This window comes from Paraburkholderia silvatlantica (assembly GCF_003096715.1).
Classification (GTDB): Bacteria; Pseudomonadota; Gammaproteobacteria; order Burkholderiales; family Burkholderiaceae; genus Paraburkholderia; species Paraburkholderia silvatlantica.
In genome coordinates this window covers 1-1,542 of sequence record NZ_QEOL01000068.1, presented here as the reverse complement: position 1 = coordinate 1,542, position 1,542 = coordinate 1, and the positions used below count along the sequence as shown (strand labels likewise).

At 61.7% G+C, this 1,542-nt stretch carries 1 protein-coding gene and 1 pseudogene; both read right to left on the bottom strand.

Annotation, left to right across the window (positions count from 1 at the left end; all coding sequences use genetic code 11):
* Positions 1 to 252 precede the first annotated feature (252 nt).
* Positions 253 to 1,350 carry an IS5 family transposase gene (locus C7411_RS36775; RefSeq protein WP_110389033.1) on the bottom strand — a complete coding sequence of 366 codons (1,098 nt, stop codon included), beginning with the start codon at positions 1,348 to 1,350 and terminating at the stop codon, positions 253 to 255.
* Positions 1,351 to 1,448: 98 nt separating this feature from the next.
* Positions 1,449 to 1,542 (bottom strand): annotated as a pseudogene (locus C7411_RS36770) (transposase); the annotation flags it as partial.

Below are 1,542 nucleotides of genomic sequence, written 5' to 3'. Positions count from 1 at the left end.
TCGATGCTCACGCGTGCCGGATGTCGATAGCTCCAGGCGGATTCAACCAGCAGCTTACGTGCATAGCTGTTGCCGGTCTTGGTAATGCTACCTAGCAGGCTGTTGAAAAGCACCCCGTCATGACAACCGGAGCAGTGTTCATGAGGTGTCCGCATGCGATTTGCTGCTGAATTGCGGGTTCGCCGGATGGTTTTTGCAGGCAGTGCGTATGCTTGCAACGCCCGCGCTGCACTGTCGCCACGCCGTCGCGGCTCATCGTGTCACCCCTTGCAGCGCCACGCCTGGCATTCGCGCCATGCGGGTCAGATTGCTCGCAACCATCGTCAGCTTGAAGTGCTGGTCGACGCGCCGGATGCCGCGATAGACCGTCTGCCGGATCCGACCGACCGTTTTGCCCCAGCCGAAATGCTCCTCGATACGCTTGCGGATGACCTGGCTGATCCGGTAGCCCGCGTGCCGCGAAGTGCGACCGTCGATTGCGCTGCCGCCAGCGCGTTCATCGTTGCGCGCGACATGCGGCGTCACGTTGCGGGCCCGACAATCGTTCACGAAGTCGCGTGTGTCGTAGGCCTTGTCGGCACCGACGGTCTTCGCGTGAGTGCCGGGCACGCAGTCGAGCAGCCGCAAGGCGCTCGCGCGCTCCGCGAACCCATCCGCATGACTGACTACGGCACCGACCACCAGTCCCGAGCGGTTCTCCATCAGGATGTGCCCGTGATAGCACAGGATGGCCGGACTCTTTTTACTCTTCTTGAACAGACGCGCATCCGCATCCGTGCTCGACTCATGAGTGTCGTTGCTGCGCCGCTTGCCCTTCCAGTCCGTGTCGGCATTGCGCCCGCCGCCGGCCGGTGGGCCATCGTCCGAGCCGTCCTTCGCACGGAAGCTCTTGTGACTGGCCCATGCCTGAATCAGCGTGCCGTCCACCGAGAAATGCTCCCTGGAAAGCAGGCCTCGCCTGTCGGCCAGACTCATGACTTCAGTGAAGAACGCTTCCACGACTTCATGCTCGAGCAGCCGGTCGCGGTTCTTCGAGAACACCGAGTGGTCCCACACGGCGTCCTCGATCGCCAGCCCGACGAACCAGCGAAACAGCAGGTTGTAGCGCATCTGCTCCATCAGCATGCGCTCGCTGCGCACCGAATAGAACACCTGCAACAGCAGTGCACGCAGCAGTTTCTCGGGGGCAATCGAGGCCCGGCCGGTGTCCGCATAGATCGCGCCGAACAGCCCGTTGAGCCGTTTCAACGCGTCATTCACCAGCAACCGGATTGGTCGCAACGGGTGATCAGCCGGGACGAAATCCTCCAGCTTGACCGTCGTGAACAGGGGTTCCTGCATCTCATCCATTCCGCGCATCGCATCCGCTGCCAAAGGTTATGAACACGATATCCATAACGCCTGTCCCGCAAACCCCGTTTACACGGGACCCAAATTCAACAGCCTGCTAGGCGTCGTTTCCCACCCGAGGAATGCTCCGAAGGCGTCACGCCAATCCATGCCATCAGTTGCCGTGGATGTTCGAAACGCGTGAGGTCACCC

Coding starts and splice junctions, on each gene's coding strand:
- C7411_RS36775 (WP_110389033.1), bottom strand. CDS start 1,350: ATGGATGAGATGCAGGAACCCCTGTTCACGACGGTCAAGCTGGAGGAT.